This is a genomic window from Scardovia inopinata JCM 12537 (assembly GCF_001042695.1).
GTDB lineage: Bacteria > Actinomycetota > Actinomycetes > Actinomycetales > Bifidobacteriaceae > Scardovia > Scardovia inopinata.
The window spans coordinates 551,295-577,016 of record NZ_AP012334.1; the positions used below are offsets into that span (position 1 = coordinate 551,295).

The 25,722-nt window shown below is 48.5% G+C and carries 23 protein-coding genes and 1 tRNA gene; 21 read left to right on the top strand and 3 right to left on the bottom strand.

Annotated features, from left to right (window positions below; genetic code table 11):
* Positions 1-27: 27 nt before the first annotated feature.
* Genes SCIP_RS02185 through SCIP_RS02195 form a run of 3 tightly spaced genes read left to right on the top strand, consistent with a single transcriptional unit; the run spans position 28 to position 3,274 of the window.
* A complete protein-coding gene (locus SCIP_RS02185; RefSeq protein ID WP_040590510.1) occupies positions 28-1,359 on the top strand; it encodes an ABC transporter substrate-binding protein in 1,332 nt (443 codons plus the stop codon).
* An 8-nt stretch (positions 1,360-1,367) separates the two neighbouring features.
* Positions 1,368-2,285: a carbohydrate ABC transporter permease gene (locus SCIP_RS02190; RefSeq protein WP_006292885.1), complete on the top strand. Its 918-nt coding sequence runs from the start codon at positions 1,368-1,370 to the stop codon at positions 2,283-2,285.
* A 29-nt stretch (positions 2,286-2,314) separates the two neighbouring features.
* Positions 2,315-3,274 carry a carbohydrate ABC transporter permease gene (locus tag SCIP_RS02195; RefSeq protein ID WP_040590512.1) on the top strand — a complete coding sequence of 320 codons (960 nt, stop codon included), beginning with the start codon at positions 2,315-2,317 and terminating at the stop codon, positions 3,272-3,274.
* A 66-nt stretch (positions 3,275-3,340) separates the two neighbouring features.
* On the opposite strand, the gene SCIP_RS02200 is transcribed toward SCIP_RS02195, so the two are convergent.
* Complete coding sequence (locus SCIP_RS02200; protein ID WP_006292887.1) at positions 3,341-4,234, bottom strand: acyl-CoA thioesterase; 894 nt, start codon at positions 4,232-4,234, stop codon at positions 3,341-3,343.
* Between the two features lie 19 nt (positions 4,235-4,253).
* Positions 4,254-5,933 (bottom strand): energy-dependent translational throttle protein EttA, encoded by a 1,680-nt coding sequence (ettA, locus tag SCIP_RS02205; RefSeq protein WP_006292888.1) that lies wholly within the window; start codon positions 5,931-5,933, stop codon positions 4,254-4,256.
* A 199-nt stretch (positions 5,934-6,132) separates the two neighbouring features.
* On the opposite strand from ettA, the gene SCIP_RS02210 reads away from it, so the two are divergent.
* The 5 genes from SCIP_RS02210 (at position 6,133) to prmC (ending at position 9,192) form a co-directional block, all read left to right on the top strand.
* Positions 6,133-6,384, top strand: coding sequence for a helix-turn-helix domain-containing protein (locus SCIP_RS02210; protein ID WP_006292889.1), 252 nt, complete (start codon positions 6,133-6,135; stop codon positions 6,382-6,384).
* Positions 6,385-6,452: 68 nt separating this feature from the next.
* Positions 6,453-6,529: transfer RNA gene (locus SCIP_RS02215), tRNA-Ile, on the top strand.
* A gap of 121 nt (positions 6,530-6,650) precedes the next feature.
* Positions 6,651-6,866, top strand: a complete 216-nt coding sequence (rpmE, locus tag SCIP_RS02220) for a 50S ribosomal protein L31 (protein ID WP_006292890.1) — start codon at positions 6,651-6,653, stop codon at positions 6,864-6,866.
* A 110-nt stretch (positions 6,867-6,976) separates the two neighbouring features.
* The gene (gene prfA, locus SCIP_RS02225) at positions 6,977-8,074 is read left to right on the top strand and encodes a peptide chain release factor 1 (RefSeq protein ID WP_006292891.1); all 1,098 of its coding nucleotides are present in this window, start codon (positions 6,977-6,979) and stop codon (positions 8,072-8,074) included.
* Between the two features lie 143 nt (positions 8,075-8,217).
* The gene (gene prmC, locus SCIP_RS02230) at positions 8,218-9,192 is read left to right on the top strand and encodes a peptide chain release factor N(5)-glutamine methyltransferase (RefSeq protein ID WP_050752365.1); all 975 of its coding nucleotides are present in this window, start codon (positions 8,218-8,220) and stop codon (positions 9,190-9,192) included.
* A gap of 94 nt (positions 9,193-9,286) precedes the next feature.
* On the opposite strand, the gene SCIP_RS02235 is transcribed toward prmC, so the two are convergent.
* Positions 9,287-11,212: an alpha-amylase family glycosyl hydrolase gene (locus tag SCIP_RS02235; RefSeq protein WP_081442800.1), complete on the bottom strand. Its 1,926-nt coding sequence runs from the start codon at positions 11,210-11,212 to the stop codon at positions 9,287-9,289.
* Between the two features lie 243 nt (positions 11,213-11,455).
* On the opposite strand from SCIP_RS02235, the gene SCIP_RS02240 reads away from it, so the two are divergent.
* The 13 genes from SCIP_RS02240 (at position 11,456) to guaB (ending at position 25,432) form a co-directional block, all read left to right on the top strand.
* Complete coding sequence (locus SCIP_RS02240; RefSeq protein ID WP_006292894.1) at positions 11,456-12,688, top strand: extracellular solute-binding protein; 1,233 nt, start codon at positions 11,456-11,458, stop codon at positions 12,686-12,688.
* Between the two features lie 119 nt (positions 12,689-12,807).
* On the top strand, positions 12,808-14,214 hold the full coding sequence (locus tag SCIP_RS02245) for a carbohydrate ABC transporter permease (protein ID WP_040590514.1): 1,407 nt from the start codon (positions 12,808-12,810) through the stop codon (positions 14,212-14,214).
* A 23-nt stretch (positions 14,215-14,237) separates the two neighbouring features.
* Entirely contained in the window at positions 14,238-15,113 is an 876-nt protein-coding gene (locus SCIP_RS02250; RefSeq protein ID WP_407695021.1) for a sugar ABC transporter permease, read from the top strand.
* 157 nt (positions 15,114-15,270) lie between these two features.
* Positions 15,271-16,104 (top strand): HAD family hydrolase, encoded by an 834-nt coding sequence (locus SCIP_RS02255; RefSeq protein ID WP_006292897.1) that lies wholly within the window; start codon positions 15,271-15,273, stop codon positions 16,102-16,104.
* A 16-nt stretch (positions 16,105-16,120) separates the two neighbouring features.
* Positions 16,121-16,885 carry a hypothetical protein gene (locus tag SCIP_RS02260; RefSeq protein ID WP_006292898.1) on the top strand — a complete coding sequence of 255 codons (765 nt, stop codon included), beginning with the start codon at positions 16,121-16,123 and terminating at the stop codon, positions 16,883-16,885.
* Between the two features lie 182 nt (positions 16,886-17,067).
* Entirely contained in the window at positions 17,068-17,922 is an 855-nt protein-coding gene (locus SCIP_RS02265; protein ID WP_006292900.1) for a carbohydrate ABC transporter permease, read from the top strand.
* Positions 17,919-18,758 carry a carbohydrate ABC transporter permease gene (locus SCIP_RS02270; protein ID WP_006292901.1) on the top strand — a complete coding sequence of 280 codons (840 nt, stop codon included), beginning with the start codon at positions 17,919-17,921 and terminating at the stop codon, positions 18,756-18,758. Before SCIP_RS02265 ends, SCIP_RS02270 begins: the two co-directional genes overlap by 4 nt.
* Positions 18,759-18,865: 107 nt before the next feature.
* On the top strand, positions 18,866-20,191 hold the full coding sequence (locus SCIP_RS02275) for an ABC transporter substrate-binding protein (RefSeq protein ID WP_006292902.1): 1,326 nt from the start codon (positions 18,866-18,868) through the stop codon (positions 20,189-20,191).
* Positions 20,192-20,430: 239 nt separating this feature from the next.
* Complete coding sequence (locus tag SCIP_RS02280; protein ID WP_081442802.1) at positions 20,431-21,117, top strand: YesL family protein; 687 nt, start codon at positions 20,431-20,433, stop codon at positions 21,115-21,117.
* The gene (locus SCIP_RS07500; RefSeq protein WP_006292904.1) at positions 21,114-22,082 is read left to right on the top strand and encodes an L-threonylcarbamoyladenylate synthase; all 969 of its coding nucleotides are present in this window, start codon (positions 21,114-21,116) and stop codon (positions 22,080-22,082) included. The genes SCIP_RS02280 and SCIP_RS07500 overlap by 4 nt, the downstream gene beginning before the upstream one ends.
* A 73-nt stretch (positions 22,083-22,155) precedes the next feature.
* The gene (locus tag SCIP_RS02295; protein ID WP_006292905.1) at positions 22,156-23,268 is read left to right on the top strand and encodes an MraY family glycosyltransferase; all 1,113 of its coding nucleotides are present in this window, start codon (positions 22,156-22,158) and stop codon (positions 23,266-23,268) included.
* Positions 23,261-23,710: a hypothetical protein gene (locus tag SCIP_RS02300; protein ID WP_006292906.1), complete on the top strand. Its 450-nt coding sequence runs from the start codon at positions 23,261-23,263 to the stop codon at positions 23,708-23,710. Before SCIP_RS02295 ends, SCIP_RS02300 begins: the two co-directional genes overlap by 8 nt.
* 177 nt (positions 23,711-23,887) lie before the next feature.
* Positions 23,888-25,432, top strand: coding sequence for an IMP dehydrogenase (guaB, locus tag SCIP_RS02305; RefSeq protein ID WP_006292907.1), 1,545 nt, complete (start codon positions 23,888-23,890; stop codon positions 25,430-25,432).
* The last annotated feature ends 290 nt before the right edge of the window (positions 25,433-25,722 follow it).

Below are 25,722 nucleotides of genomic sequence, written 5' to 3' on the forward strand. Positions count from 1 at the left end.
CGGGAAGAAAACAACGAAAGGGCTACGATGCTGTTTCGAACTAAAAGAGTGGTGGCTTCTTTTTTGGCGGCTGCCATAACAGTGATGGGTTCAGCTGGTTTATCTGCCTGCGGAGAGGCAGAGCGGGCCAAAGCTAAATCTACTGCTAATGAAATAACCATATGGACTCACACGGCTGGATCGGAGGCAGAACTGGTGGCGACTCAAAAAATTGTCGCTGACTACAATGCGTGGTCCGGCAGGAAAGCCAAGGTAAGGATACAGGCTTTCCCTCAGAGCTCTTATAATGATTCCGTTGTTTCAGCCTCATCAGCGGGGAATCTGCCCTGTCTGGTTGACGTAGATCAGCCTAACGCTCCTTATTGGGCATGGGCCAATATCCTGGCTCCTATGACGGCTCCGGCCCTTACGTCCAGAATCAAAGAGCTTATACCCTCCGCTAAAGGTACCTGGAACGGTTCTACCTACACGGTGGGTTATTTTGATGCTACGACGGCGCTTTTTGCCAGGAAATCCATCCTTAAAAAATTAGGAATCCGTATTGCAACGGTGGATAAACCCTGGACTGAAAAAGAAATGAATCAAGCCCTGGCCAAGCTGAAGAAAACGGGCAAATGGCAATATCCCTTTGAAATGGGCACTGCAGACAATAAGAGCGAATGGTATGCCTATGCTTATGCACCTATCCTTCAGTCTTTTGGCGGAGATCTGATCAACCGGAAGACCTATACCAGTTCTGATGGGTATTTGAATGGTCCAGCTGCCCGTAAATTTGCCAACTGGATGAGAATGCTGGTAGATAAGGGGTATGTCAGTTCCCGTGGTGCCAGTGATACAGCCCTGGATTTTGTGAACAACAAATCCGGCCTGCTCTATGGGGGCATTTGGTCTATGAGTACCTTCCAGAAGTATGCCAAGGATTACAAAGATATTGTTGCTATGCCCCTGACCGACTTTGGGCATGGATCTGTTGCCGGTGGTGGCTCCTGGACCGTGGGCATAACCAAAACCTGCAGCAACAAGGCCGCAGCCGAAGACTACGTCCGCTTCTCCCTGCAGGATAAATATCTTGCCCTGATGGCTAAGGCCGGCATGAACATTCCTGCTTCCGCCAAGGCTCAGCAGATGGTTCCCCAGTTTGCCAAGGGAGGGGATATGGTGATTTTCACGAAGATCTCCAGTAAATATGTGGTCATGCGGCCTGCAACCCCCGGTTATAACTTTATTTCCACAGAATTCAGAAAAACTATCGGAGATATTATGAACGGCGCTGACACTAATTCCTGGCTTGATAAGGCTGTCAACCATATAGACGGAAACATTGCAGGAGCCGATAACTATCAGAAAGCCCGGAACTAGGAGGACAGATGGCACAACCAGTTAGTTCGGAGACTAAAACCAAAACTGTCTCCGATGAAATCAGACATCAGAATGCTGTGGGGTGGGGAATGCTGCTTCCGGCATTCATTCTTCTCCTTCTTTTCATTGGGATTCCTGTGGTTCTTGCTTTTGGCCTGTCTTTCACCAATGCCAGGACCATCAGCCCCAATTCTACAAAATTTATTGGTTTCCAGAACTTTACCCGCCTCTTTTCTGATCCCACCTTCTGGCACGCTTTACGCAATGTAGTGATCTTCTCAGTAGTGGTTGTTCCCGTCCAGGCTGGTCTGGGTCTGCTTCTGGCGGTTCTTATCAACAAAAAGGTTCGCAGTTCAGTCTTCTTCCGCACGATCTATTTCATGCCGGTTATTACTTCCATGGTAGTAGTTGCCCTCTTGTGGATGTTCATCTACCAGAATGATGGCATGCTCAATCAGGTTATGGCAAAGCTGACCTTTGACCACTGGCAGGCAGTCGACTGGCTCAATAATCCTCAAACAGCTTTGGGGGCCATTATAGTCATGTCAATTTGGCAGGCGGTTGGACAGCATATGCTTATTTGGCTGTCTGGTTTGCAGACTATTCCCGAAGAGCTCTATGAAGCTGCCGAACTGGATGGATGCACTGCCTGGCAGCAGTTCAAGAACGTGACCTGGCCCTGCCTGAGATCAACCAGGAACATGATTCTTATTACTATCACCATTGCAGCCATGAGCCTGTTCACGCAGATTAATGTCATGACCCAGGGCGGGCCCAGAGACGCTACGACTACGGTGGTGTATGAGGCTGTCCGTTCCGGCTTCCAGCAGCAGGAGATGGGGTATGCTTCTGCCATCGCCCTGGTCTTCTTCATCATTATTATGATTATCTCCGGCATCCAGCGGCGGCTGACCCGGGAAGCATAAGCTCATTCGTTGCAAGTAAAGGATTTATGATGTCTAACGCAATACTTCAGTCTGCTGACGCCGGTTCTCGTCAAAAGAAGAACAAGAGGGCAGACAATGAAATCAAAAAAAGCGAATATAAGCGCAATCATGTGAGCCTGTGGGGATGGATAGTAAGGATTTTCTTCGCAATAATCTTTGCTTTCCCCCTCCTATTTATGGTGGCCTCCAGTTTCAAACCTGATGATGAAATCATGGCAGACCTGAGCTCCCTCAGGGCATTCCTGCCTGTAGGACACATCAGCATGGATAATTATGCTCAGGTTTTCACCCGAGTTCCCGCCGGCCGCTTCCTGCTGAACTCGGTGATCATCACTGTGGTTACCGTTGTTCTGGGGGTGATTGTCAATTCCATGGCGGCCTTTGCCATTCAACGTCTTCATGTTAAGGGGAAGGGGATTATTTTCACTTTCATCCTGGCAACCTTGATGGTTCCTTTTGAAACCTATGCCATCCCCCTGCTCTGGTGGGTTAATCAACTGCCTAAGGTTCAGATTGATCAGTTTGGCCTCTACTTTACCAAGGGGTGGACTGACACCTTGTGGGTACAGATTGTCCCCTTCATCGCCAACGCTTTCTCCATCTACTTGTATATGCAGTACTTTGAAACGATTCCGCAGGATCTGGATGAGGCTGCCCGGGTGGATGGGGCAGGCTGGTTCAGGATTTATTCCAGAATTGTCATGCCCCTGTCCGGACCTGCCACAGCAACGGTGGTAATCCTGACTTTCCTGCCTATGTGGAACCAGTATATTTGGCCTCTCATGGCTGTCCAGTCAGAAAAATTACGGCCGGTTATGATTGGTGTTCAATACTTCCAGCAGATGACGACTTCCTGGGGACAAATTATGGCTTACAGCTCGGTCATTACCGTTCCTGTCATTGTTATATTTGTTCTCTTCCAAAAGCAGTTTGTCAGCTCTATCGCTGCATCCGGAGTGAAAGGCTGACCAGGAGGCCGAGTAGGAAGAATAAATATACCCATACAATATAGCGGTATGCAAGGCAGCCAGCTGTCAGGCCACAGGAACCCGAATCATTGCTTCCTGGACCATGGCAGCGACCAGTGTGCCGGTCCTGGAATACACCTTGGCCTGACCCAAGCCTCTGCCATGACCGGCAACTGGTGTGTCCTGCACAAACAGGAGCCATTCGTTCATATCCACGTCGTTATACCACCACATAGAGTGATCAAGAGAAGCGTAGGAGATCCCCTGGGTCATATAACTCAGGCCGGATCGGCGGATAATGGGTTCCATCATGATCTGATCGCACCCCAAGGCCAGCAAAGCCCTATGGATAACCTGGCCGGCATTCACCCGACCATCGGCTTTCATCCAAACCAACTGGTGACCGCGCCTGCCCTGATCGCTTTTATCGGTTCCTAAAAGGACAGTGCGGGTAACGTGGCGAATATCAAAAGGCGATTTTTGAGTGTAGTAGGAAGCAAAGGTAGACTGCTTCTCATAGGGTTTCATCAATTCTTTGACACTGGGAAGGTTCTCTGGTTCAGTCACATTATCAGGCATAGGATCCTGGAAATTAAAGCCTTCCTGCCCGTGCGTCTGGAAAGATGTAATGGCGGTAAAGATGGCACCGTCTTTTTGGGTTGCGTTGACTCTCCGGGATGAAAAGGAGCGTCCATCTCGAAGATTTTCCACATCGAAAAGAACATTTTGATGAATATCGCCAGCTGTAATGAAATAGCCATGAATAGAGTGGGGGAGTCTGCCTTCAGGGATTGTTTTAGAAGCGGCCACCACCGACTGGGCAATGACCTGTCCGCCATAGACACGACCGGTAGGGAAGTAGAGGCTTTCCCCCTTAATGTAAGTGTGTCTCAAACTGGTTGTCGGCTCAGATAAAGAGAGAACATCGACAATTCGATCGATGGGGGTTTGGGGAGACATAACTTTTACTCCTTTCCCTTTAACCGCGGGTAAGTTTGCGATGCAGACGGTGAGGCTTCGAAGCCTCTTCTCCCAATCTTGCCACTTTATTGTCCTGGTAAGCTTGGAAATTACCCTCAAACCAATACCAGTTTGCAGGGTTGTCATCTGTTCCTTCCCAGGCCAGAATATGCGTGGCAATTCGGTCAAGGAACCAACGATCATGAGAAACAACCACGGCGCATCCGGGGAAAGCAATTAAGGCGTTCTCCAAACTTTCCAGAGTTTCCACATCCAAATCGTTCGTCGGCTCATCGAGCAGGAGCAGATTTCCTCCCTGTTTTAAGGTTAAGGCCAGGTTCAGCCGGTTGCGCTCGCCTCCGGACAGGACCCCAGTCAATTTCTGCTGATCGGATCCTTTGAACCCAAAGCTGGCCACATAAGCCCGAGTGGGGATTTCTACCCCGCCAACCTCAATAAAATCGTTCCCGTCAGAGACTGCTTCCCACAGATTCTTAGCAGGGTCCAGACCAGAGCGGCCCTGGTCAACATAGGAAATCTTTACTGTATCACCAATTTCCAAGCTGCCTGACGTCAGTGGTTCCAGTCCCACAATGGTCTTAAAGAGAGTGGTCTTTCCCACGCCATTGGGGCCGATTACACCTACAATTCCGTTTCTGGGGAGGGTAAAGCTCAGATCGTCAATCAAAACCCGGTCTCCAAAAGCCTTATGAATATGGGAAGCTTCCAAAACCTTGGAGCCCAGCCGCGGCCCAGGAGGAATCTGAATTTCAGAAAAGTCAAGTTTTTTGGAGTTACGGGCTTCCTGCTCCATCTGTTCGTACCGTTCCAGACGGGCCTTATTCTTGGCCTGGCGGGCTTTGGGAGAAGAACGGACCCATTCCAGTTCGTTATTCAGTCTCCGAGCCAGCTTCGCATCCTTTTGGCCCTGAACTTCCAGACGTTTTGCCTTTGTCTCCAAATAGGTAGAATAGTTTCCCTTGTATGGGTAGAGGTGTCCCCGGTCAACTTCGCAGATCCATTCAGCTACATTGTCAAGGAAGTAGCGGTCATGGGTGACTGCCAGAACGGCTCCCTGATAGGTATGGAGGAACTGCTCCAACCAGAGGATTGATTCTGCATCCAAGTGATTGGTGGGCTCGTCCAGGAGGAGAAGGTCGGGCGCTTCCAGCAGAAGCTTGCAGAGGGCAACTCGCCGTCGTTCGCCTCCTGACAGCACTTTTACAGGAGTATCAGGATCCGGGCACTGGAGCGCGTCCATAGCCTGTGAGAGCTGGCTTTCCAGATCCCAGCCATTAGCTGCATCGATAGCTGTTTGCAGCTCGCCCATTTCTTCCATCAGGGCGTCGAAATCCGCATTCGGATTAGCCATTTCTTCGCCAATCTGGTTAAAGCGGCGGACCTTCTGCTGAATATCTCCAAAAGCCATTTCAATGTTTTCGCCAACGGTTTTGGTTTCGTCCAAAGGCGGCTCCTGCTGGAGAATGCCTACTGTATAGCCGGGAGTCAGGGTTGATTCCCCGTCGGAGACAGTGTCCAGCCCTGCCATAATTCTCAGCAGGGTAGACTTGCCCATACCGTTAGGACCCACCACGCCAATTTTAGCTCCGGGCAAAAAGCTTAGGGTTACATCGTCAAGGATGACGCGATCGCCAAAAGCTTTGCGGGCATTAATCATTTGATAAATAAATTCAGCCACTAATGTTCCGTTCTCTACGCCGATTAATCCACTATATCATCGATTATCTTATCGGACCTGTCTGACTCAGACGTATGGGGGATTTTTCCCGATCTTCTACAGTTTCCCTTCTGGTTTCAGGAAAAATTAAGTTTTTTATTTTATGAATACGGCTTATAAACCGTTGATATTATGTCTTCTTCGCCGGACGATAAGCCGCATGACCAATGATATTCGTAGCAAACGCCTGGCTTTGGGACAAGCAATCCGATATTACAGGGAAGAGAAGAAGCTTAGCCAGGAAGATTTGGCTTTGGCGGCAGATATGGATCGTTCGTATGTGGGCAGGGTGGAAAGAGGAGAGAAATCTGTCAGTTTGGATAAGATCTGGCAACTGTGCATCGCCCTGGGCATAACACCAGTTGAGTTATTTACCCTTGCCTTGGGCATAGAGAATAAATGGGAAAGATAGGAATTTTCAGCTGCTAGTATGACACGATCGCGGGCTTATCTACCAATGATTTGCTACTATGTTCTCCTGGGGATGTAGCTCAGTCGGTTAGAGCAAACGACTCATAATCGTTCGGTCCAGGGTTCAAGCCCCTGCATCCCCACCATGCTGGCTGACTATGTGCGTCTTGACAGGTCGTCAATTTAGTGTATACTCCCTTACGGTTTCCGGTTCACGCCTGCCGCAGGGGTATGGCGACCCGGACCCATTAGATCCCTAGGAGAAATATGAAAAAAGATATCCATCCTCAGTATGTGCCCACTGAGGTTACCTGCTCTTCCTGCGGCAACCACTTTGTGACACGTTCAACTGTGACATCCGGACATATGGCTGTTGATGTATGCTCCAACTGCCATCCCTTCTACACCGGCAAGCAAATTATTCTTGATACCGGTGGCCGTGTCGCCCGCTTTGAAGCTCGCTACGGCAAAAAGAACAAGTAGCTATTCTTTCAAACGCCAGATTCCAGCCTAGATTTCCGCAGAGCTGGAACTGGCGTTTTTGTATTCTTGACTTTATTTTTAAATCTGTATATCAGTAGTAAGGACCAGATATGGCACAAGCTGAGGATTTTCCAGCAGCACAGTTGGCTGTTGACGAATATCATGACATTGAAAGGCAGATGAGTCAGCCTGAGATTGCTTCAAATCCTGATAAAATCCGCAAATTGGGCCGCCGTCATGCTGAACTTGCACAGATAGTGACCGCCTATCAGGACTACAAGCGGTTGTCTGATGATTTGGACGCTGCCAAAGAATTCGCTGCTGAAGATGATAGTTTTGCTGCTGAAGCTCAAAGACTAGAAGAAAAGCTGCCTGCCGCAGAAGAAAAACTGCGGACAGCCCTCATCCCGCGAGATCCGGATGATGCCAGAGACACTATCATGGAGATAAAAGCAGGAGCTGGTGGGGAAGAGGCAGCACTTTTCGCCGGTGATCTTCTGCGCATGTATACCCGTTATGCCGAAAAACGGGGCTGGGCAACCGAGATTATGAGTCAGAATATGACTGAGCTTGGCGGGGTAAAAGATATTCAAATCGCCTTCCGCAACAAGGGCGCGGTTGCCCCTGAAGACGGGGTATGGGCCTCCCTGAAGTATGAAGGCGGTGTCCATAGGGTTCAGAGGATTCCTGTTACCGAGTCCCAGGGGAGAATCCAAACCTCAGCTGCCGGAGTCATTGTTTTTCCTGAGGCGGATGATGACGATGATGAGATTGAGATCGATCCCAAAGACCTGAAGATTGATATTTTTATGAGTTCCGGTCCTGGCGGGCAGTCAGTCAATACTACTTATTCAGCCGTCCGCATGACTCATATTCCTACCGGAATTGTGGTCAGTATGCAGGATGAGAAATCTCAAATTCAGAACAGGGCCGCCGCTCTGCGGGTTCTTAAATCGCGGCTTTTAGCCATGAAGCATGAGGAAGAGGCTCAGGAGGCTGCCGATATGCGGCATTCCCAGGTCCGCTCCCTGGACAGGTCGGAGCGAATTCGAACCTATAACTTCCCAGAAAATCGTATTGTTGATCATAGGACTAATTACAAGGCGTATAATCTGGATGCGGTTCTGGATGGCGATTTGCAGGCAGTCATTGATTCAGATATTCAGGCAGATGAGGAAGCCCGTCTGGCTTCTGCTCAGAAGAAATAAGATAGTATAAGATAGTTTAAGATGGTTTAAGATAGTCTTCTGCTTATCTGCTAACTTAATGCCAGCTTAGTGCCGGCAATACTGAAGCTTTAATCTAGTCCACTGGCCTGCAGCCGCTGCGATTATGGCAAGGAGCAGCATATATGGAGTCCCCTTTAACTTTTTCTTTAATGACTTCTGTCCAGGATGTTTTGCTCAGCACGACTCGGCTCCTGCAGGAAGCAGGGATTGAGCATGCAGATCATGAGAGCAAAATTTTGCTGGGCTCTGCTTTTGGTGTTTCCCTGTCAGATATTTCTCTGGCATCCATTATGGGAATGAGCCTGAATGATCTGCAGCCGGTAGGTCGCTGCAGGGCCAACAGAATTGCCGATCGACAGGCTTATGCCGATACCTTTGCCGCTACAGTTATCAGACGATCCCATCATGAACCTTTGCAATATATAGTAGGGCATGCCCCTTTTCGTTACATAGATGTTGCACTTGGTCCAGGTGTATTTATTCCCAGGCCGGAAACGGAAACCCTGGTCAGCCTGGGTTTGGATTATCTGGCTGGATTGGAACAGAAAAATGGCGAGCTTCCATTTTTCGTCATTGATTTGTGTGCTGGCAGCGGAGTCATAGGTCTGTCTTTGCTAACTGAAAATAAACAGACCCAAGTTTACGCAGTAGAAAAGGATCAGGCAGCCCTTGTCTGGACGGAAAAAAATGCCAGACGAATCTGCCAGTCCTCCATGACGGATCCAAGCCGATACCGGCTTTTGCAGGCTGATGCAACTGATCCTTCTGCTTTTACAGATGTGAATGGAACCATGGATTTGGTGGTAACTAACCCTCCCTATGTACCAGAATCCGAGATACCGGAACAAGTGGAAGTGCGGGATTACGATCCGCCTCAGGCTTTGTATGGAGGTTCTTCAGACGGACTGCGGATTCCAGAGCAGATTATTCTTCGCTCATTCAACCTCCTCAAGCCAGGGGGCTGCCTGATTTTGGAGCACGATCCTTCCCAGGGCTCTGCCCTTCGCTCTTTTGCTTCAGACCATGGCTTTTGCCGGGCAGAAACAGTGAAAGATTTAAATGGCAGGGAGCGGTTCTTGACTGCCTTTCGGCCATAGCTGGCTGGTGAGCAGCATAAGGCCCATTCCTGCCGAGCTTGGCCGTATTCCATTTATTTCTCTATTTCATTAGTGTATTTCAGGAGAGAAGGGCTTATTTCAGAAGGATAAAACTTTGGCCGGGCAAAGTCACAGTCACCTGAATGGGACCTGTGCCTGCCTGACTCGTCCTCTGGCATTTATTGCCTTCTTCAGTTGAACGGTGCAGGTCAATTGGGCGGGACAGGGAAAAGTCAAGCGGAGCAGATTCCTTGCGGCCATTCTGATATCTCAGCACAGTCGACAGGGACAAATTATCGCAGTCTTCATCAGACACATCCTGTAGGAAGAAAGATACTGTTTCTGCCTGCCTGCCGGGATTAAGAGCGCATATGAGCCGCTCAGCCTCCGTGCCGCTCCTTTTTACGGAATCTTCTGGGGCTGGTAGCTGATCTTTCAGCTCGGGTAGTTGCCGGGAATAAATCAGACAGCGGTGCTTGTCTGAAGCCAAGAGGGGAGTGAATGTTCCTGATCTGCCCAAAGCTCGATAGCTGTGGCGCAGAGATACAAGGGTACGAACGAAAGAAAGAAGGGAATCAGGATCCTGATCCTGATCTTCAACAGTAATTCCCCTGCTTGCTCCCTCGGCATCTATGGGTAGGTAGAGCTCGCTCGGATCTGCCGTAGAAAAGCCGCAGGCAGGGTTAGTGTCTTTGTCATAAGATGACCACTGCATAGGACTTCTGCTGCCAGTCCTGCGGTAGCCCCCTTCTTTCGTGGCTAGACTCCGGTACCGCATGCCAATTTCGTCCCCATAATAGATAAAAGGGACTCCAGGCATGGTCAAAATCATTGCCCAGGCCAGGGCAATCTCTTCCTTTTCCAGTCGGCCTCCAACCCGAGGGGTGTCATGATTGCAGGTGATAAAGCTGAAGCTTCCCTGGGGATGAGCCTTCTGCAGCTGATGATATTGGGGAAGATAATCGGACAAAAAGTCAAGGGGGCAGACAGGGGAGTCTGCATTAAAATAGCTCAGATCTTCTTTTCTTGATAAGGGTGTATCTGTATTGCGCAGAAGGCGGTTGTATCCGTTGGGCTTGCCGTCCCAGCGCCAATCCAGATAAAAGTCCATATCAAATCCTGCCTCCAGAGACTGGTCAGGCCGTCCCCATTCAGAAACAAAAGCTGCCTGAGGAAAATCGCGGTGAATAGGAGCCAGCATCCGCTTCCAGGCAGCGATAGTATATGTTTTCCTGTCGGTATCACGCTTGACCAGAGAATCTGCCATATCCACCCGGAAACCATCGCAGCCCCTGGAGAGCCAAAATCTCATGATATCTACCATGGCCGCCTCTGTTTCCAGGGGATGATTGCTTCCTGCCGCCTCCTGCCAGGGCCGGTGAGGATCTCCGAAACCATAATTCAAGGCGGGCTGGCATTTAAAAAAGTTGAGAATATAGGTAGCATCTCTCTGGCCTTCACCACCTATAAACGGCATTCCATCCCCGTCGCTGAACGCACTGTCAGTCCAGATGTACCGGTGAGAGAAGTCCTGATAATCGGTCAGATTGTGGCCTGTAGTCTGGGTTGAATCCTGACTGCTGGAAATGAACCAGGGGTGTTCCTCGCTGGTATGCCCGGGAACCAGATCTAACAGGACATGGATTCCCCGGGAATGGGCCTGCTCAAACAGGGTAATCAGGTCCTCATTTGTCCCGTATCGGGCTGCGACCTGACGGTAATTGCGGACATCGTATCCTGCATCCTTAAAGGGGGAATCAAAACAGGGATTAATCCACAAGGCAGTACAGCCCAGGGATTTGATGTAGTCGAGCTTGCTGATAATCCCGGGTATATCTCCAATCCCATCCTGGTTGGAATCGAAAAAACTTTGGGGATAAATTTCATAAAATACCGCATCATCCAGCCATTGAGGATGGTGGGGAGAGGAAGTATCAATCTGAGAAGGATCGGCCGGCAGATGGTTACTTAAGTCTGTCAGGTCCTTCCTGCGGTCTGTCAGGTCAGCTTCTTGAGTCATACGTGCTACTGTAACCTATATGGGTTACCGGGAGTGTGAGAGCTGGTACTCAGCTTTCTGATACTCAGCTTTTGTGGCGAATTGCACAATTTTTTTGTTCATATAAGCGTGTCGATTTGTTTATGGTCTTCATATTTGATACCATTAACTGAACGTTTTAATCACATCCATGGTAGGTTATTGTGACGAGCGTGACAAAACAATAGCCCCCGCGAAGCAGTGGGCGATTAAGGAGAGTTATATATGAAAAAACTCACTCGAGTAGTTAGCATTGCCGCAGCTGCAGCAATGATGTTTGGTATGTCAGCCTGTGGCAACAGCGGTTCTAACAACGCTGGAAACACAGAAGGTGGCAATGTTGCTCTTACCGTGTGGGGTCCTTCAGAGGATCAGGCCAAGAACAATTCCTGGCTGCAGACAATGGAGAAGAATTTTGAGAAGGCTAATCCCAAGGTCAAGTTCACGTGGAAGAATGCTGTAGTCTCCGAAGGAGATGCCAGCAAGAAGGTGAAGAACGACCCCAAGGCTGCTGCAGATGTTTATATGTTTGCAAACGACCAGCTGAGTACCCTCATGGATGCCAACGCTATTGCTGAGCTGTCTGATGATGCTGCCAAGCAGGTCAAGGAACAGAATTCCGATGCCATGGTTCAGTCCATTACCGGTTCTGACGGTAAGCTTTACGGTGTTCCTTACACTGGCAATACCTGGTTCATGTATTACAACAAGGCCAAGTACAGTGCCAGCGATATCAAGAGCCTGGACACCATGCTTCAGAAAGGCAAGGTAACCTTCCCTGTTTCCAACGCATGGTATTTCCCTGCTTTCTACATGGGCAACAATGGAACCATGTTTGGCAAGGATGGTACTGACGCAGATGCTGGCATCAACTATCCAGATGCTGCTGCTGTCACCACTTATCTGGCCAAGCTGATTGCCAACCCCAATTTTGCTGATGATTCTAATGGTTCTGGTCTGGCTGCTGTGAAGGCTGGCAAGGCTGATGTTTTCTTCTCCGGCACCTGGGATGCTGAGAATGCCAAGGCTGCTTTGGGCAACAACTATGCTGCTGCCCCTGCTCCCTCCTACACTCTCAACGGCAAATCAGTCCAAATAAAGCCTTTCTCCGGTTCCAAGGCTGTAGCTGCCAACCCCAACTCCAAGTCTCCTGAATGGGCTTCCAAGTTCGCTGCATACCTGGGCAGCACCGAGGCTCAGAAGGCACACTACACTATGCGCGGTGTGGTTCCTGCAGACAAGACTCTGGCAGATTCTGCTGATGTGAAGAAAGATCCCGCAGCTATTGCACAGATTGATACTGTTGCTAAGATTTCTGTCAACCAGCCTACTATTTCTGCAATGAACAATTATTGGGATGCTGCTACTACCTTTGGCAAGGCCCTTGCTCAGAAGCAGACCACAGTGTCTAACGCTGCTGCAAAGACTACTGCCTGGCTTAATTCCTACAAGAAGTAGTATTATGTGTAGTACTACTCGCGGGCAATATAGTCTTACAGTAATATAAGCAGTTATTCATTAGGCGCCCGCACTCAACCATGCGGGCGCTTTTTCAATTCCACTTAAGGAGGTGGATTGTGACAGCAACTGCGCAGGCGTCTGCAGGGGTGAAGAAAAGGAAAAAGAAGATGAGGAAGGATTATATCCCTCCATCCCGTTTTTCCTTTATACATGCTCTGAAAAACGGAAGCGTTATAGCAAAGCTCTCTTTCTTTATAATGGGGCTGGGCAACCTGGTTCACAAGCAGTTTGTTAAAGGTATTGCCTTTTTAGCAATAGAGGCAAGCTTCATTTGGTTCATGGTTGTTGCAGGCGGCAACAATTTGGCTCGACTGCCTAAGATGGGTAACGGCAAGGTCGAGAGATTTAAGGTGAACGGTTATTGGAAGTACAATACTCCAACACCTTCAGTAGAAGTTCTACTTTATGGTGTTATTACCGTCGTTCTTATTTTAGTTTTCATCTGGGTTATGTCTCTGGCTATGTCCTCGGCTTACAAAGCTGAAACCTTAGACAGGGAAACAGGACATGCGCCATCACTGGCTGATGATTTCCGCAGCCTGGCCAACGAGCATGCGGCAACCTCCATGATGTTCCTGCCTACCTTGGGTATCTTTATCTTTACGATCCTGCCTTTGGTCTTTATGATTTCCATGGCTTTCACCAATTATGATGATAAACATGTAGATCAGTTTTCCTGGGTTGGGCTCGACAGTTTCAGGCAGGTCTTCTCTACCACAGGCTCAACTATTAACATTTCCCTGTTTATGAGTGTCCTGGTATGGACCTTGGTCTGGGCTTTCTTTGCAACCTTCCTCAACTATTTCCTGGGTCTGTTTATGGCTATGATCATCAACCGTCCCACAACCCGCTGGAAGGGATTCTGGAGGGCCATCTTCTCCATGTCCATTGCAGTTCCTCAGTTTGTTTCACTTCTGGTCATGCGTACCATGCTTCAGCCTGATGGCGCCATTAACCGCCTGCTGGAAACCTGGGGATGGATTAACGGCCCTCTGCCATGGTTGACCGATGCTACCTGGGCCCGTGTCACTGTTATTGTGATCAACCTGTGGGTTGGTATTCCTTTCACCATTATGCAGGTTACCGGTATTCTGCAAAATATTCCTGCAGAGCTGTATGAGGCCGCGAAGATCGATGGGGCTAGCTGGTGGCAGATTTTCCGCAAGATCACCATGCCCTATCTCTTCTTTGTGATGACTCCCTATCTGATAACTACCTTCACCGGCAACGTCAATAACTTCAATGTCATCTACCTACTGACTAATGGTGATCCTACCCCTGTAGGAGCTACTGCGGGCAAGACAGATCTGCTGGTTACCTGGCTTTACAAGCTGACTGTGGACAAGCAGAACTACAGCCTCGGCGCTGTGATTGGTATTCTGACATTCGTGGTCCTGGCCGTGGTGTCTCTGATTACCTATCGCAATTCCGGTTCGTATAAGAATGAGGAGGGATTCCAGTGAGTAATGCAACTGCTGAACATCAGTTGGCCAATGGAGCCAAAGGGCTGAAGAATCAGAAGACTCGCCGCAGGGTACTGGACGTGATTACTCACGTTTTTCTAGCCCTGATGGGTATCATCTGGATTACCCCTATAGTCTGGGTTTTTCTGGAAAGCTTTAATAAGAATCAGGGTGCCTACCAGAACACTTTCTTCCCCACAAAGTTTACCTTTGATAACTATGTGAAGCTTTTCACGGAAACGGATGTCATGAACTTCCCGCAGATGTTCATGAACACCTTCATTGTGGCCATCTTTGTCTGCCTGATCAGCATGTTCTTTGTGCTGTCTGTGGCATTCTGCATGAGCCGCCTGCGTTTCCACTTCCGTAAGACTTTCATGAACATAGCCCTAATCCTGGGCATGTTCCCCTCCATTATGGCTGTTGTAGCTATTTACTTCATCCTCAAGGCTATGGGCCTAACCAGCGGATCCAACACTTTGATCGCCCTGATTATTGTTTACTCCGCAAGTACTGGTGCCGGCTTCTACGTGATGAAGGGCTACATGGATACGATTCCTGCTTCTCTGGATGAGGCCGCTTATCTCGACGGCTGCACCCGGTGGCAGGTTTTCTGGAAGATTATTGTTCCTATCTGCAAGCCCATGATTGTGTATCAGGCAATTACTGGCTTCCTGGCCCCCTGGTTGGACTTTGTGATGGCCGGGGTTATCGCCCGTGACCAGCACGGTTGGACCGTTGCCCTGGGGTTGTGGAACATGCTCCAGAAGGAATATATCTATCAGTGGTATACACGTTTCGCAGCGGGTGCGGTCTGCGTGTCTATTCCTATCGCCATCCTCTTCATTGTCATGCAGCGCTTCTACCAGGAAGCAATGTCTGGTTCTGTCAAGGGATAGGATAGGAAGGGATTGGTTTATCTTTCTGATAGGGTAATTTCTACCAGATTGATGTAAGTATCTAGTGCTCGTCCGGCTTCGGTTGGGCGGGCATTATTATTTTTATTATTTATAATGGAAACTGGTAGGCCATAAATTTATCAGTCTGGAGGATGCTGTGTATCAGTTTGTATTCCTTGACCTTTACGGAACCCTGCTGGATATTAGTACCGATGAATCATCACCTAAGCCCTGGCAGGCCCTATTCGACTATCTGACCACCCTGCAGGCGGAATCGGGAGACGCCGCAGCAGCGAGGGCTATTCCCGATGACAGTCCTGTACCTGCGGTACCTGCTGCCAAAAGTATCACTTCGCCGGATCAGCTGCAAACTGTTTTTCGCCAGCTGGAAGAGGAAGAAATGTGCCGTCGGGTGAAAATAGAAAAGGCAGAAGGCCGGTTGGAAACCAACCGCAGCCAGATTGAAATTGATATTGCCAGAGTGTACCAGAAAATTTTCTCTCTCATGGGTATCGGTCGGGAAGGACTTATGAAAAAAACAGGGAAGGATCCCATAGATGAAGCAGCAGAACTTTTTCGATCTGCCTCCCGCCTGTGGGTCAGACCCTATCCCGGAGTCCAGGATTTTCTTGACAACCTGAAGGGACAGGGGATTGTTACTGTTTTGGCCTCCAATGCTCAAGAATTGTATACCAGAAGTGAACTGAATCCTTTGCGCAGTCACCTGGATAGAGTTTTTATTTCATCGGCTATTGGTTATAAGAAGCCCTCTGCCAGATTTTTTTCGTACATAGTGAAAACTGTTGGAGCCAGGGCGGATAAAACTCTGATGATAGGAAATGAGGAGAAGACTGATATGGCGGGGTCCCATGCTTTGGGCATGGACGGGATTCTGCTCAATACTGGTATCGATTCTCACTCTGCTACCGCTCGTTTGGTTGTAGATAGCCCCGATTATGGTGCGGTCTATGACTTTATTGTCAATTCCTGAGGAAAGGAGATGAAGTATGCCTACAAGCAGCGAATTGAAAAAAAAGTCCCGTCGCCGTCACCGAGGGAATAGTGATTTTAGGCTCAGCTGGTTTCTTATTCTTTTTATGCTCCTATCCATGATTTCCGGCGTTATAGCCGGGACAGGGCAGATTAACCTGACACAGGTGGGTATGACCAGGCTAACTCTTGCTGTTGCCTGTGAAATGTCATCCTGGCTGGGCCTTCCCCTGGTGGCATGGATATTTCTCAAGCATTTTGAAGATTCAGATATGCCTTGGAGGTATGGTGCTATCCTTTTTCTTCTCGCTGCTGTTTGTGAGGCCCCGTACGATTATGTGTCCACAGGAAAGTGGATCGATTGGACCAGTCAGAATCCTCTGTGGGTTCTTCCTGTCTGCGCTGTGGTAATTGCTGCCTGGCAGTGGCTGGGGACCAGGGAAGAGTTTACCCGTTGGATTTGGCGGATAATTGTTATTATTGGAGCCTTAACCTGGGCCTATATTTTCCGGCTGGGACTGCGTGAGCAGATTCTTTACCAAGGAATAGTGATTTTAGGTTTTGTTGTTATCTTTCTGTGTTTTACCAACAAAGAAAATACTTTGACCTATATTGCCGGTGCTTGGGGAGCGCTTTCTCTTCTCACTCCCGGAATTGGGGTGCTCTTCCTTCACCGACGCAATGATACCGAAGGATATCCATCCCCAGCCTGGCGGTGGATGCTGCTGATTGCCTATCCTCTTCTTCTGGCAGCTTTTTGCTTTCTCAGATATCTTTCTTAGCGTAAAATTATTGAAAACACTGAAGAAGTATATGAGGAAGGGTGTGGAAGGCAACACGCCTGAAAAAATAGGAAAATAAGAAGCAAATATAGCGCGACATGCCAATGTTTCCAATTATTAGAACGTGCAATATAATGGGGTCGTACATATAAATTAAAACTCAAGGCAGAGTGGGAGCTGTTATGATTACTATGACAGGGAAGTCAATACGAAGGTGGTGGGCGTGGTTTACGCTTCCTACTTTCGTTGCTTTCATCATTGGATTCATCGTACCGTTTGTCATTGGTATTTATTTAAGCTTTTGCGACTTTACGACAGTCACAGATGCGCGATTTGTGGGATTCGAAAACTACAAGAATATCTGGTCCGACGGCACGTTTTTGCATTCACTGCTGTTTACTGTCGCCTTTACGATTGTAACAACAGTCATTATTAACATCGTTGCATTCGCCATCGCCTACATGTTCACCAAGGTGATGAAAGGGGCGACCCTATTCAGGTCAATTTTCTTTATGCCTAATCTAATCGGCGGTATTATTCTCGGGTGGGTCTGGCAGATCCTCCTCAACGGAGTGCTGGCTCACTGGGGCAAGTCTCTGACTTATTCAGCCACTTATGGTTTCTGGGGCTTGGTTATTTTGGTCTGCTGGCAACAAATTGGATACATGATGGTGATATATATCGCCGGTATGCAGAGCCTGCCGACCGATATCCTGGAAGCTTCTCAGGTCGATGGGGCAAGCCCCACACAGACCATGTTCAGGGTGATCATCCCCCTGATGATGCCTAGCATTACGGTCTGCTCTTTCTTAACAGTGACCAATGGATTCAAGCTTTTTGATCAGAACCTGGCTTTGACTAACGGTAATCCTGGGCATCAAAGCGAATTGTTGGCTCTGAACATTTACAATACATTTTACGGTCGCGTTGGTTATCAGGGTGTGGGGCAGGCTAAGGCAGTCGTCTTCTTCATCATTGTTGCCGTGATTGCTCTTCTTCAGAATCGTCTGACTACCAGCAAAGAGGTGCAGGCATGAATCAGAAAGTCAAGCATGAGCCTTTTTGGGTCATATTTTTCATCCTTATTTCGCTCTTATGGATTTTCCCGGTTATTCTCATCGTCTATAATTCTTTTAAGGCAAAGACATACATCTCATCAACCTATACTTTCCAATTACCCAACTCAAAATCTTATGTTGGCTTGGAAAACTATACCCTGGGGGTGGCTAGAACTGACTTTATGCAGTCCTTCTGGTGGACTGTTGTAGTGACTGTAGGGTCTGTCCTCATTATTCTTCTGTGCACCAGCATGTGCGCTTGGTGGATTGTGAGAGTAAACAACTTCTTCGCCAAGCTGATCTACACCCTTTTCCTCTTTAACATGATTGTCCCCTTCCAGATGGTCATGTTCCCTCTGTCTAAGATCGCTGACAGTCTGAGTCTCAATACCCCCTGGGGTCTGTGGATAATTTACCTAGGTTTTGGCGCAGGACTTGCTGTCTTCATGTTCACCGGAGTGGTCAAGGGGCTGCCGGCTGAAATTGAGGAAGCAGCTATGATTGATGGTGCCAGTGTGCCTTATACTTTCTTCCGCATTGTCGTTCCTCTGATGAGACCCAGTATTATATCTGTAGCCATCTTGGAAACCATGTGGATTTGGAATGATTATCTGCTTCCTTACCTGACTCTGGATCTGAACAAATACAAGACTATTTCTGTCGCTGTTCAATACCTGAGGGGAGGGTATGGCTCTGTCGATATGGGAGCTATGATGGCCTGCCTGGTTCTGGCTATTATCCCTATAATAATCTTCTATCTCTTCTGCCAGAAGTACATCATTTCCGGTGTGATTGCTGGCGCTGTTAAGGGGTAGTCATATTCGCGCCCTGCATTGGTGATGTAATCGCCGATAGCAGGGGTGCGGGTATGGAAGGAAAAATAAAAAAGGTAATTACAAGGTAATAAAAAAGGAAAGGTTCGATGATGAATCGTACGGTTACAAAAGTGATCGGCGCAGTCGCTGCATCGGTACTGGCACTGGGAACATTAGCTGCATGCGGTAGCAGCAGCAGCTCAGACGGAAAAGGACAGGTATACTTCCTGAACTTCAAGCCTGAAGCAGCTGATTCGTGGAAGAAGATTGCAGCCACCTATACCAAGGAAACCGGTGTTAAGGTCACCGTTCAAACTGCAGCATCCAACACCTACGAGCAGACTCTGCGCTCTGAAATGGCAAAGTCCAATGCTCCTACTCTTTTCCAGGTGAATGGTCCGATCGGTTTGACTACCTGGAATAAGTATGCTGCAGATATGAGTAATTCGTATATTTATAAGAATTTGCAGAATAAGGACATTGCCCTCAAGGCTGACGGAACTGTTAAAGCTGTTCCCTACGTTATGGAGACATACGGCATTATCTACAATAAGGCTTTGCTGCAAAAGTATGTTGGAAAATCCTATGCTGTGGTTAAGTCTATCAAGGAAATTAACTCCTTTAAGACTCTCAAAGCAGTCGCAGACAGTATTCAGAAGCATAAGTCCGACCTGGGTGTAGAGGGTGCTTTTACATCAGCAGGGTTTGATTCCAGCTCTGATTGGCGTTTCAAGACCCACCTGGCCAATATGCCTTTGTATTTTGAAATGCAGAAGGATGGGATTACCGGTCAGCCCAAGACTGTTAAGGGTACTTATCTGAAGAACTATAAGGATATCTTTGATTTGTATCTGACCGATTCCACCACGCCAAAGAATCAGCTGTCCAGCAAGACTGCTGATGATGCTACTTCCGAATTTGCAACCGGCAAGGCTGTTTTCTACCAGAATGGTACCTGGGCCTGGACTGACCTGCAGAAAGCTGGTTTTAAGGCTTCTGATATCAGTATGATGCCTCTGTACATCGGAGTGGGTGATGAGGCGCATCAAGGTCTGACCACTGGCTCTGAAAACTATCTGTGCATTAACTCCAAGGCTTCCCAGGCAGATCAGAAAGCCACTGACGCCTTCCTTAAGTGGATGATTACGACAGAAAAAGGCAAGAAAGCCCTGTCGAAGGATATGGGCTTTGTTACTCCTTTCAAGTCTATGGCTTCCATCAAATCTGATAATCCTCTGGTAAATGTTGCTCAGGAAGACGCCAAATCTGGGAAGAAGGATGTAACGTGGAACTTCACCATTATGCCTTCTGAAAACTGGAAGAATAATCTGGGATCCGCCCTGCTGGCTTATGCCCAAGGAACTGGAAACTGGGATGGTGTTAAGAAGGCATTCGTAGATGGTTGGAAGACCGAATACGATGCTTCCCACTGATTAAGCTGAATTTATCTTACTGATTCAGATCCAGATGAGATAATTCAAAAGAGGCAGATCAAAAAATATAGGTATCTGGCCTGTCTCGGCTTACTCCTGTGGTGTGCTTCTTGTTAAAGCAAACTGCGTGTGCACTCGGCTGCTGCTAAATCGGCCGAGTGCTTTCTTTTTGCGAATGACGTGGTATTGCTCCCTTTGCCGATAACTGAAAGTTGTATACAGAGGTATATGCTGAAAGAATGAGTCGTTTCTTCAGCCAAGATTCTCCTTTTATGAGGGGACTGTGGTGGTTTACTGATATTGTTATCATCAATGTGTATTTTCTTCTGACCTGTCTACCCGTCATCACCATTGGGGCCGCCTTAAGCGCTGCTTATGATGCAGCCAGAAAATCACAGGAATCCAGGGGGAATGTAAGCCGAAACTATTTCAAAGCTTTTACTTCAAATTTTGTGCAGGCCACCATCATATGGCTTCCGCTGGCTGCTCTTGGAGCTGGTCTGATCTATGCCTGGATAGGGTTTCAGGTTCCGCTGCTTTTGCCTTTTAAGGCTGTTCTCACATTCGTTTATCTGATGTGCTTTTGGTGGGTTTTCCCCCTGCAGTCGCGTTTTTCCAATCCTATGGGCAGGACCATTTCCAATTCTTTTATTTTCGGATTCTCCCATTTGCCAACCACCCTGCTTATTGCTGTCATTGATGGCCTCTGCTTATTCCTGGCCTATGCTTCATATGTGTATTGGATTCAGTCTCTCTTTCTCCTTATGGTTATGGGGCCGGGCATGATGATAGCCCTGCATGTTCCTTTGATTGAGCAAGCATTGAAATCTTATACGCAGGCAGAGCCTTCAAAACAGAAAGAGCTTTCAAAACAGAAAGAGACAGCAGTGCCAGCAGAGGCCTGTGTGCAAGGAGAAGAAAAATGACCAGCAAAATTCTCCCTTTATATGACGGCGACTCTTTGGAAAAGACGGTGCAGACGGTGACAGAGGCTATTCGGTCAGGGAAGACAGCCGTTATCCCTACTGATACAGTTTATGGATTGGTAGCAGATCCGCTGTCTGTCAGTGCTGTGCAGGGAATTTTTCGGGCCAAGCACCGTCCGCCGGAAAAGACAGTACAGATCCTGTGCTCGAATCCTGACCAGGCCCGAAAACTGGGGTTGATCATTCCGCACATATATGAGCAACTTCTGGATATTTTTCCGCCTGGCTCTTTATGTCTGGTTTGCTCGGTGATTTCTACCTGTCCTTTGGTTACCACCCGAACTGTGAGCGGGGGTGATGGGGATGTCAATGCTAGCGCGACAGCCGCTGACATGGCAGGCGCTGACATCACCAAGGCAGAAGATGGCAGCAGGGCAGGTGCTGGGGATTCTTGCCCTGGGGATTCTTGTCCTGAGGATTCTCATGCAAGCAGTGGAGAGGCCGGGAAGGGGAGTAGCAGAGAGAATTACAATTGCCCCGGTCGTAACCCTATCCTGCGTACCCAGGCTGTTCGGTTCCCCTCCGACTCTGCCACTCAAGCAATTCTTAACCAGACTGGTCCCTTGGCCGCATCGAGTGCTAATCGATCAGGACGGCAGGCTGCTACCACTGCGGCTGAGGCTTTAGATCAGTTGGGGGATGAACCGGCTGTTTATGCGGATGGGGGAGTAAGCTCAGGACCGGCAGCTAGCACGGTGATAAGTCTCGACGAATTCAGCATGCGAACCCTGGCCTGTGGTTGGGGCAATCCGCTGCCTGGGAACAAGCAGGCCTTGCCCCTGCCCAGACTGATTGTTCTCAGAGAAGGAATAGTAAGCCTGAAAGAGCTAAGGGAACAGAGCACAAGTCATGGTCTAAAGCTCGATTCTGTCACTTTTTTGTCCAGCTCTTTTCCCCGGTCATAGCCGCCTATACTGCCTATATCGTAAAATAAAAGGTCGTAGTCCCTTATCCTTTATCTTTGGAGGTAGCCCCCCGATGCGCGTCTATATTTTTATTGCCGCAATCGCTGGTGGTGTTACCTGGCTCATTACTCCGCTTGTCAGACACTTGGCCATAGCTATGGGAGCAGTGGGGCAGGTAAGGGCCCGTGATGTTCACACCGTGCCAACCCCTCGAATGGGTGGTCTGGCAATGTTGATCGGTTTGGCAGCAGCCTTGGTCTTCGCCAGTCGACTTCCCTTTATTTCCAGCGTTTTTGAGGGGAACAACATCTTATGGGTGGTGCTCTTAGGGGCAGCTTTGATATGCCTTTTAGGCATTGTTGATGACATTTTAGACTTGGACTGGATGCTGAAGATGGCGGGCCAGATCCTCATATCGGTTATGGTTTCTCTGGGCGGACTTCAAATAATTGTTCTGCCCGTAGGCAACAGCATGTTGACTGCATCTCCCAGCCTGTCCATGGCTTTGACTGCTTTCCTTCTGGTTGCTTCAATTAATGCTGTCAATTTTGTTGACGGACTTGACGGGCTGGCCGCAGGGATTGTTGCTATAGGAGGTGTTGCTTTTGGAGCTTACTCCTACATCCTTGCCAGGAGCACGGCAAACTATGCCTCTGTTGCTACTTTGCTCGATGTTATCCTGGTAGGAATCTGCCTTGGTTTTCTACTTCATAACTGGCATCCGGCCAAACTATTTATGGGAGATGCTGGCTCCATGCTTCTGGGGTATTTGATTACCTGTGCATCCATTATGATGACTGGCCGGCTGGACCCGGCCAGCATTCATGCCAGCCTTTATCTGCCGCTTTTTATGCCCATCCTCCTGCCTGTCTTAGTTCTCTTTCTGCCCTTCCTCGATATGATTTTAGCCATAGTCCGCCGCCTAAGCAAAGGACAATCGCCCATGCATCCAGACCGGATGCATCTGCATCACCGCATGCTCAGAATAGGTCACAGCGTGCAGTCTGCTGTTTTGATTCTGTGGTCGTGGGCAGCACTGATATCATTTAGCTCTGTCCTGATACTTTTTGTCAGAGTTCGCTATGTCGTCGTAGGATTCCTCATTATTGCAGCCTTGCTGACTGTAGCTACCTTGGCTCCAAGCTACAAAGCTGCCTGGAAGAAGGAGAAAAGTCGTCATGATTGACAACAGTAATTCTGACGATCATCCCATCAGCCGGGCCATCAAACCAGTCATTATCGCTTCTCTTCTTACCTGGTTGGCAGCTGTGTTGATTTGTACAATTTTCTTTGCATGTCGTCATGCTGCTCCTGGACTGAGAGCAGGGCTTTTTGGAGGTTTGATAGTTCTGCTTTTCAGCGAATCAACGCCCTTGAGCATGATTCTTCTGGATCAGATGGACCTCACCGGAGCCCCGTTTATTTCAGGTTTTTTTATGATCTGGGTCTTTAAATTTATAGCTGTTGTCATAGCAGGTTTCCTGATTGCCAACTTTGGATCTGTTATTATCAGGGATTTTGCTATTACCATTGTGGTTTTAGTAGCCCTTGTTACCCCTATCAACGTTTTTGGCATGTTTCATGCCCGCATACCTCTGGTGGATCCTGCTGCAAGAAAAAATAAGTAAGAGCAGGAGGAGAGCCTGCTGTTTGGCGATTTTATCAGCTGTCTTGTTTGATCATTTTGTCTTCAAGGCTGCGTAAGGATTGGTTTTAAAGCTGTATACTGCCGGGGGAATCTCACAATCTGATATGCGGCACAAGGCAACAATGGATTCGTCATGCGACCACCTTAAAGTTGGAACATGGCTTTAGAAAATTCTGTTGATGAACAACCATATTCTCCCCTCCCATCTCCTTTCCAAAAACTTGGATTGGCTTATGATGATGTCCTCCTTCTTCCCAACGAATCTGACGTGATTCCTTCTGAGGTTGATACCTCTACCCGTCTGACCCGGAACATCACCATGAAATCTCCGGTTTTGTCTGCCGCCATGGACACTGTAACCGAAGCCCAGATGGCTATTGCTATGGCTCGCAACGGTGGCATTGGCGTTCTGCACCGCAATTTGAGCATTGACGATCAGGCTAGCCAGGTTGACATTGTAAAACGGTCAGAATCAGGTATGATTTCTGACCCGCTGACAGTTTCACCTGACGCTACTCTGGCCGATCTCGATAAGCTCTGCGGAACCTATCATGTCTCCGGCCTGCCTGTTATTGACAGTGACAATCGGCTGGTAGGCATAATTACCAATCGTGATATGCGTTTCATTGATTCTGCAGATTATGATCGCCTCCATGTTCGCGATGTAATGACCAAGGATAATCTGATTACCGGGCCTGCCAACATTTCCAAGGATGATGCCCACCGGCTTCTGGCTGAAAACAAGGTGGAGAAACTTCCCCTGGTTGACGATGAAGGCAAGCTAACTGGCCTGATTACAGTCAAAGACTTTGTGAAGACAGAACAGTACCCTGACGCTACCAAGGATGAACAGGGGCGGCTGCGCGTGGCTGCTGCTGTTGGTTTCTTCGGCGATGCCTGGCAGCGCTGCACCGCCTTGATGGAAGCAGGCGTGGATGTTCTGGTGGTCGATACTGCACACGGACACGCCAAACTTATGCTCGACATGATCAAACGGCTTAAGGCCGATCCTGCCTTTGCAGGCGTTGATATTATTGGTGGCAACGTAGCAACACGTGAAGGAGCTCAGGCTCTGATCGATGCTGGTGTGGATGCTGTCAAGGTTGGCGTTGGCCCTGGCTCTATCTGCACCACCCGGGTGGTGGCTGGAGTTGGTGTTCCTCAGCTGACTGCCGTTTACGATGCCTCCCTCGCCTGCAAGCCCGCCAATGTTCCTCTGGTTGCCGACGGTGGTATTCACTACTCCGGTGATATTGCCAAGGCAATTGTAGCCGGTGCTGAAACGGTCATGCTGGGCGGTCTTTTGGCTGGAACAGAGGAAGCTCCTGGTGAGAAGGTGCTTCTGCACGGCAAGCAGTATAAGGTGTATCGTGGGATGGGTTCCCTCGGAGCTATGGCTCCCCGGGGTAAGAAGAGCTATTCCAAGGATCGCTACTTCCAGGCAGATGTTACCAGCAGCGACAAGGTTGTTCCCGAAGGTGTGGAAGGTGAAGTTCCTTACCGCGGTCCTCTGGGCTATGTCCTCTACGAGCTAGTTGGAGGTCTCCACCAGAGCATGTTCTACACCGGATCCCGTACTATTCCTGAGCTTCAGGCCAAGGGACGGTTCATCCGAATTACTGATGCTGCGCTGCGGGAGTCTCACCCCCACGACATTGTGATGACCAAGGAAGCCCCTAATTATACGGGATTCCATGAATAAAACAATTATTAAATTGTGAATAAAAAATTGTGAATAAAAAGGGGATGCTTCAGGGCATCCCTTTTTTATTGGTCTTACTCAGGTCTGTCTGCATGTGTATACAAACCAAGATAGAAAACTTTTCCCGTGCTCTCTTGCAAAGGGGTCTGTTTTGTAACTTAATTTTGTATACACGTTTATGCGGGCGAGTTGTTGCTAGCAAGCTTATTTCTTATCTTTCTTGTCACTACTGTGTTGTCTGCCGTAATGCCATGCTTTAATCGCAACTATTCCATCGACAATAAGAGCAA